Origin of the sequence: Vibrio sp. Hal054 (genome assembly GCF_037162405.1) — a bacterium.
Taxonomy (GTDB): domain Bacteria; phylum Pseudomonadota; class Gammaproteobacteria; order Enterobacterales; family Vibrionaceae; genus Vibrio; species Vibrio diazotrophicus.
In genome coordinates this window covers 3,411,779-3,417,947 of the sequence record NZ_JARLUT010000001.1, presented here as the reverse complement: position 1 = coordinate 3,417,947, position 6,169 = coordinate 3,411,779, and the positions used below count along the sequence as shown (strand labels likewise).

General features: G+C 42.4%; 6 protein-coding genes and 1 riboswitch. Of the genes, 2 read left to right on the top strand and 4 right to left on the bottom strand.

All coding sequences use genetic code 11. The features are described 5' to 3' along the window. Positions 1-366: 366 nt before the first annotated feature. A complete protein-coding gene (locus P4S58_RS15970; RefSeq protein WP_102964168.1) occupies positions 367-825 on the top strand; it encodes an RNA recognition motif domain-containing protein in 459 nt (152 codons plus the stop codon). Here the strand turns inward: P4S58_RS15970 and murI are convergent. Then, positions 794-1,594, bottom strand: a complete 801-nt coding sequence (gene murI / locus P4S58_RS15965) for a glutamate racemase (RefSeq protein ID WP_180980178.1) — start codon at positions 1,592-1,594, stop codon at positions 794-796. The two genes, P4S58_RS15970 and murI, sit on opposite strands and share 32 nt — an antisense overlap. Before the next feature lie 117 nt (positions 1,595-1,711). Continuing rightward, a complete protein-coding gene (locus P4S58_RS15960) occupies positions 1,712-3,535 on the bottom strand; it encodes a TonB-dependent receptor domain-containing protein (RefSeq protein WP_102964167.1) in 1,824 nt (607 codons plus the stop codon). Positions 3,536-3,584: 49 nt separating this feature from the next. Beyond that, positions 3,585-3,782: riboswitch (cobalamin riboswitch) on the bottom strand. A gap of 153 nt (positions 3,783-3,935) precedes the next feature. On the opposite strand from P4S58_RS15960, the gene trmA reads away from it, so the two are divergent. Beyond that, the gene (gene trmA / locus P4S58_RS15955) at positions 3,936-5,045 is read left to right on the top strand and encodes a tRNA (uridine(54)-C5)-methyltransferase TrmA (protein ID WP_102964166.1); all 1,110 of its coding nucleotides are present in this window, start codon (positions 3,936-3,938) and stop codon (positions 5,043-5,045) included. 89 nt (positions 5,046-5,134) lie between these two features. Here the strand turns inward: trmA and P4S58_RS15950 are convergent, their stop codons facing one another. Together P4S58_RS15950 and fabR are read right to left on the bottom strand one after the other, a co-directional pair. Continuing rightward, complete coding sequence (locus P4S58_RS15950; protein WP_102942881.1) at positions 5,135-5,509, bottom strand: YijD family membrane protein; 375 nt, start codon at positions 5,507-5,509, stop codon at positions 5,135-5,137. After that, positions 5,509-6,150: an HTH-type transcriptional repressor FabR gene (fabR, locus tag P4S58_RS15945; RefSeq protein WP_042489723.1), complete on the bottom strand. Its 642-nt coding sequence runs from the start codon at positions 6,148-6,150 to the stop codon at positions 5,509-5,511. Before fabR ends, P4S58_RS15950 begins: the two co-directional genes overlap by 1 nt. Positions 6,151-6,169 lie beyond the last annotated feature (19 nt).

Below are 6,169 nucleotides of genomic sequence, written 5' to 3'. Positions count from 1 at the left end.
TCTATCGATTTCAGCCTCTAAAGCCTCGTCGCTAGGGGTGCGTATAATACGCTTTAATTTTTGAGAGTCAACGTTTATTTTAAACTTTATTTTCTCTCTTACTCGATACGTTGTGATATTCGTCTCACTCCGTGTCGGTGTGGCGGCATTATAGGGAGGTACGAGATTATGACAAGCATTTTTTTCAAATAATTTTTCGTTCGCTCAAAAAGCAAGCAACGTACTGTTTATCGAATAAAATTTCAACATTTGAGGGGGTCACAGCAATTGGTTGGAAAAAACTCAAGCATGTACGTAAGATTGATGTATCTATTTTGTTAATCGTAGATACGCATCTAATTTTATTCTTACAAGTAGTATTCTTTTATGAACTTAAATAAACCAATGTTTTTAAATATCGCGATTGCGATTATTGGCGGTGCAATAATTTCTCTAATTCCAGGCATTCCTTCAGCTGTAAGTTTTATTGTGGGTGTTGTGGCAGCAACTATTGTATTTAAACTTTTCCTATCAACCCCATCTATTACCGAACAAGATGAAGATTCAGCCTTACCAACCAAGACACTTTATGTAGGCAATTTGCCATACAAAGCAAACGAATCTCATGTACGTGATTTATTTGCTCAGCATGGTGATGTGTTTGCGGTTCGTCTAATGAAAGATAAGCGAACAGGTAAACGTCGAGGATTTGGCTTTGTAGTTATGGCGGCAACACATGCTCAATCTGCGATTGATGCATTAAATGAGCACGACTACATGCAGAGAACGCTTAAAGTTAGAATTGCAAATGACCCTAAACACCCAGAAGAGGATATGGACGAATAGCAGAAAACCCAAGCTGTTCTAATCTTTCATTCAGTGCACTTTCTTCCCAAGGCGGTGCACTAGAATAAATTGTGTGTTTGTTCTCTGAACAAACACCCGCTTCAATACCAAGTAATGTTTTTACTCTTCTTGCAATAGCCTCACCTGAATCCACCAGCAATACATCCTTTCCTAGCACCTGTTGGATCTCATCTCTGATTAAAGGGAAGTGAGTACATCCTAGTACCGCTACATCTATATGACTGATCAGTGGACTCAAGATATTTTGCAGTTCCTGCAAATCTATCGCTCTACCTCTTAGCTTTTCTTCAGCCATATCAACAAGGCGTGTCGAACCCAACAACTCAACATTTTTATCAGCTGAGAAGCTTCGAATAAGATCATGTGTATATTGGCGAGTGACAGTAGCGGGGGTAGCAATTAACCCAACAGCTTTATTCGCTATAGAGGAAGCGGGTTTAATTGCAGGGACGACACCTACCACGGGTATGGACAATTTTGAGCGTAATGTAGGAAGCACAATGGTACTTGCTGTGTTACACGCAATGACCACTATGTCGAAACCCTCTTGCTCTACTAGCCCTGTGATTAGCCGCTCAACTCTTTGTAATAAGACTTGTTGGTCTAGCTCTCCGTATGGATAAGCCGCGTTATCAAATAAATAGGTATAAGAAAGCTGCGGCAGGCGCATTTCAATTTCTCTATAAACAGATAAGCCACCAACACCAGAGTCGAAAATTAAGACTTTAGGAATAGATTGATTAGACACCATGGAAACCAGATAGAACAACGATAACGCAGCGATCATACTCGCTCTATATCAATTGGCAATGATTGTTAAAACGCCAAATAGCGAAAAACCGCCCGAAGGCGGTTTGAGGATTCGTTAGAATTGGTATGCAATACTTGCGTAGTAATTACGGTCTTGAGTTTTATATCCCAAAGCAGTCTCGTAATCTTCATCGAACACGTTACCGATCTTACCGCTGAGAGTTACACCGCTATCAAAATAATACGAAGTGGCGATATCGACCAATGAATATGGGTCTAGCTCCTTTGTATTTTTAGCATCGTCGTAACGCTTTCCTTGATAGAGATAACTGACATCAAATCTCCAAGCATCTAGCAAATATGTCATATTCCATTTCGCACTATGCTTGGCTCTGCGAACCAATTCATTACCCGTAGACTTATCTTTAGTATCAAGGTAGTCATAAGACAAGTCATGAGCTAAAGGTCCTGTATCAAACTGACCGCTTACTTCAACACCTTTTATCTCTGCTTTATTCACATTGACGTTGGTTGTTCCATTACTCGCGATCATTTTATCGACTTCACTGTAATGACCAGCTAAACGCCAAGTTAGCAATTCAAAATTGCCCTCTAATGCAATCTCTGAGCTTTCTGTTTCTTCTGGAACTAGGTTAGCGTTACCTTGGTAGCAACCATAAGAACCACATTCCAAAGGATAATAAAGTTGGTTAAACGTCGGTGCTTTGAAAGATGTACCATATAAACCAACAGCTTTTAGCGATTCAGTAAGCTGATAACCCAAGCCAAATTGGTATGTCCAGAAAGTGCCGTAAGCGCTGTTATCATCCCAACGGAAGTTGCTCTCCGCTGAAAAGTCACCTTTATTTAGATAGCTACCCACATAAAGAGCCGCATTATCTCTATCGGTTTGAGTGTAGTTTTTGCCTTCTACTTTAACTTTATCTTCGTACCACTCGGCGCCACCGACTACAGAAAGAATATCACTTACTGCGTATAGGTTATCCCAAGACGATACGTATCGATTTGTCGTATATCGACTTGATTCACCTTGACCAGAGGACTCTGCGTCATCTTGGTTAGTCGCTAATGTAAAGTGGCTGTTCAATTTATCTTTTTTGTACTCACCTACAGTCGCTAAGCTATACAAATCGCTGTCAGTACTATCAACACCGCCCCAAGAGTTATCAAACTCCGAATCTTGCTTTTGATAGTAACCATTCGCTTTCAAAGTCAGCTCATCAGAAACCTTAGTGCCTGCATCGACTAATAAATACTGTGACTTAAAGCCATCATTGTCGGCATCGAAACTGTTTTTATTTGATGGCTTTATATTATATCCCTCTGCAGCTTTAAACGTTGCGGACGCGTTAAACCAACTTCCGGAGTCAGAAACGGTAGAAAAGTTTGCTCCAACATCGTACGCGCCATCGCTGCCAACACCAGACTTAACAGAGTTAAAACCATTAGTGTTTTTTGTGGTGATGATATTAATTACACCACTAACTGCATCTGAGCCGTACACCGCTGCACGAGGGCCACGCAGTACTTCAATACGCTCCACACCGTTCAGAGGAATAGCTGACAAATCCGCTGCTCCCGAGGTTGCACTACCGATTCGAACACCATTAATCATGACCAAAACGTTTTTACTGGCGCGCCCACGAATATACAATTCAGAGTTTTGGCCTACACCACCCTGGTTCACTACCTGAACACTAGGTAAACGACGTAATACGTCCGTTAGTGATTGAGCTTGAATCGCATCAATTTCTTCACGTGTGACAACTTCAACTGGTGCGATTGTTTCGTTTACTTTAGTTTCAAAACGATTCGCCGTTACAACAACCGTCTCATCAGCTGTCGCTTCTTGTGCGTATGAAAAAGAGGTATGAGAAAACAGCGACGCCACTGCCACCGCTAGAAGGGATTTATTCATTATATTGTCCTAAATCGCGTTAATCCTACCGAGCATGGGTCCATCCCATTGGTTTGCTCAGCTGCTGGCAGGTGTTCGGACTTGAGAGCTGTTAACCTACTAACTCGACTTCCCACAAATTGCAGTGTCATTTGAGTATTCGTTCTCTCTTACCGCTGCGCGTCAGTTCTGGATTTCCACCAGATTCCCTTTTAAGTTAATTTAGCCGTCTAGGCTTCTAAATAACACCAGCTTGCGGTTGATAGTATTGAGCAATCGATAACTTGTCTAGCTTAGATTGGTATAAGCTATAGTTTTTACGATCGATAAAGCTATCAATTTAGTCAGAGTACTGGACATGAGCGGGAGATTGAATAAAATCTGCGCTCTTTATTTGAACGTACCAGAAAAAGGTAAAGCAATGGCGACTCTTGATGTAAACCCAGACAACTACCAAGCGCAACTGGATGAGAAGATCACTCGACTAGGAGAGATGTTTGAATCTTATGGTGTGCCTGAGTTGGAAGTCTTTGAGTCCCCGGCTCAGTTTTACCGTATGCGCGCTGAGTTTCGTATCTGGCATGAAGGTGATGATATGTACTACATCATGTTCAACCAGCAAACTCGCGAAAAATACCGTGTTGATCAGTTCCCTGCGGCAAGTCGCCTTATTAATGACTTAATGCCATTGCTGATAGACGCCATGAAAGACAACGACACTCTGCGCCGCAAACTTTTCCAAGTGGACTTCTTATCCACTCTGAGTGGGGAGGTTCTGGTATCTCTTCTATATCATCGTCAACTTGATGAAGAGTGGATTGCGGCAGCTAAAGCGCTCAAACAAACACTGCAAAATGAAGGCTTTAATCTGAACATTATTGGTCGTGCGCGCAAAATGAAGATTGTGCTAGACCAAGATTATGTGATTGAGAAGCTGAGCGTGAACGGTCAACCTTATCTCTACCAACAAGTTGAAAACAGTTTTACTCAGCCAAACGGTAAAGTCGCAGAAAAAATGCTGGAGTGGGCTGTCGATTGCACCCAAGAAAGTAAAGGCGATTTGCTAGAGCTTTACTGTGGTAACGGTAACTTCTCATTGGCACTGGCTCAAAACTTCGAGCGAGTCTTGGCAACTGAGTTGGCCAAACCATCGGTACATTCAGCCCAATACAACATTGCTGCTAACAAAATCGGCAATGTACAAATCATTCGCATGTCAGCAGAAGAATTTACCGAAGCAATGGAAGGCAAACGTGAATTCAACCGCCTGAAAGATGCAGGCATCGATTTAAAAAGCTACAACTGCAACACCATCTTTGTCGATCCGCCTCGCTCAGGAATGGATATTGATACCTGTAAGATGGTACAGGGTTATGAGCGCATTCTCTATATCTCATGTAACCCAGAAACACTAAAAGAAAACTTAGATGTTTTATGTGAGACACATAAGGTGACTCGCTTTGCTCTGTTTGACCAATTCCCATACACCCACCACATGGAAGCGGGTGTGATGCTAGAGCGAAAAGCGTAATTCACACTTATTACCAAAGTTCACAAATAGAAAAACGAGCCCATTGGCTCGTTTTTTGTAATTAACTTTTGTAATTAGCTGATGTGTACTTATTCAGAATGACCGATAAATCCTAGCTTCTTTCCAACCCATAACAAGAGCAGCAAAGCTACGATGATCGAAAAGAAGTTAGACCCCGCTTCTGGATACTGAGCCTTAACAAATGCTGAGTGGCCAAACGCACCGACAAAGAAGCACGCCAAACCTACTAGTGGAATATCTTCCGCAACTGGATTACGTAGGTATTCTTGATACAACGCCTGCACAGACAGCACCAAAGCAATAACAGGGAAAATAGAAAAAGAGACTTCACTGATGGTCATCCAAGACAGTAAAGCGTCACCACACATACCCGCGATTAACGCAAGTATCAGTGTTTTACGTTCTGAACCATGATTGATTGAGCCGCTACTTTCATTTGACATTAATTCATCCCGCCTTTTAGTCGATTTCGTTCACGTTCTTTGCGATACCAGAAAGCCCCTTTGGCTATCATTCGCAGTTGCATGATCAGACGTTCTGCGAGTTCATCGCGATCACGTCGATCTAAGTCTAATGCTTCTGCACCAGAGCTAAATACTAATGTGACTGAAGCACCCGCTTGAGTGATGGCTTCTTCACGATTCATACCTGTCGCTATCAGATATTCAGAAAGTTCGGCAGAAAAATGTTGAATCTCACGCGCTACTGCCGCACGAAACTCAAAAGAAGTGCCAGAGCGTTCACGCAATAATAGACGAAATACGTTTGGGCTACTTTCGATGAACTCCATAAACGTTTCTACGGAAGTGCGAATCACACTTCCCTCTTTAACAATACGCTGGCGTGCTTGACGCATGAGCTGGCGCAGTAACAATCCGCCTTCATCAACCATGGTCAAACCCAATTCATCCATATCTTTAAAGTGGCGATAGAAAGAGGTTGGGGCTATCCCCGCTTCTCGTGCGACTTCACGTAAGCTTAAGTTCGAAAAACTACGATCAGCACTTAATTGGCTAAATGCCGCATCAATCAGCGAACGACGCGTTTTTTCTTTCTGTTGTGCGCGAATTCCCGTGGATTTCATTTTAAGCCAAGCCCTGCCA

Coding starts and splice junctions, on each gene's coding strand:
- P4S58_RS15970 (WP_102964168.1), top strand. CDS start 367: ATGAACTTAAATAAACCAATGTTTTTAAATATCGCGATTGCGATTATT.
- P4S58_RS15950 (WP_102942881.1), bottom strand. CDS start 5,509: ATGTCAAATGAAAGTAGCGGCTCAATCAATCATGGTTCAGAACGTAAA.
- P4S58_RS15960 (WP_102964167.1), bottom strand. CDS start 3,535: ATGAATAAATCCCTTCTAGCGGTGGCAGTGGCGTCGCTGTTTTCTCAT.
- trmA (WP_102964166.1), top strand. CDS start 3,936: ATGGCGACTCTTGATGTAAACCCAGACAACTACCAAGCGCAACTGGAT.
- fabR (WP_042489723.1), bottom strand. CDS start 6,150: ATGAAATCCACGGGAATTCGCGCACAACAGAAAGAAAAAACGCGTCGT.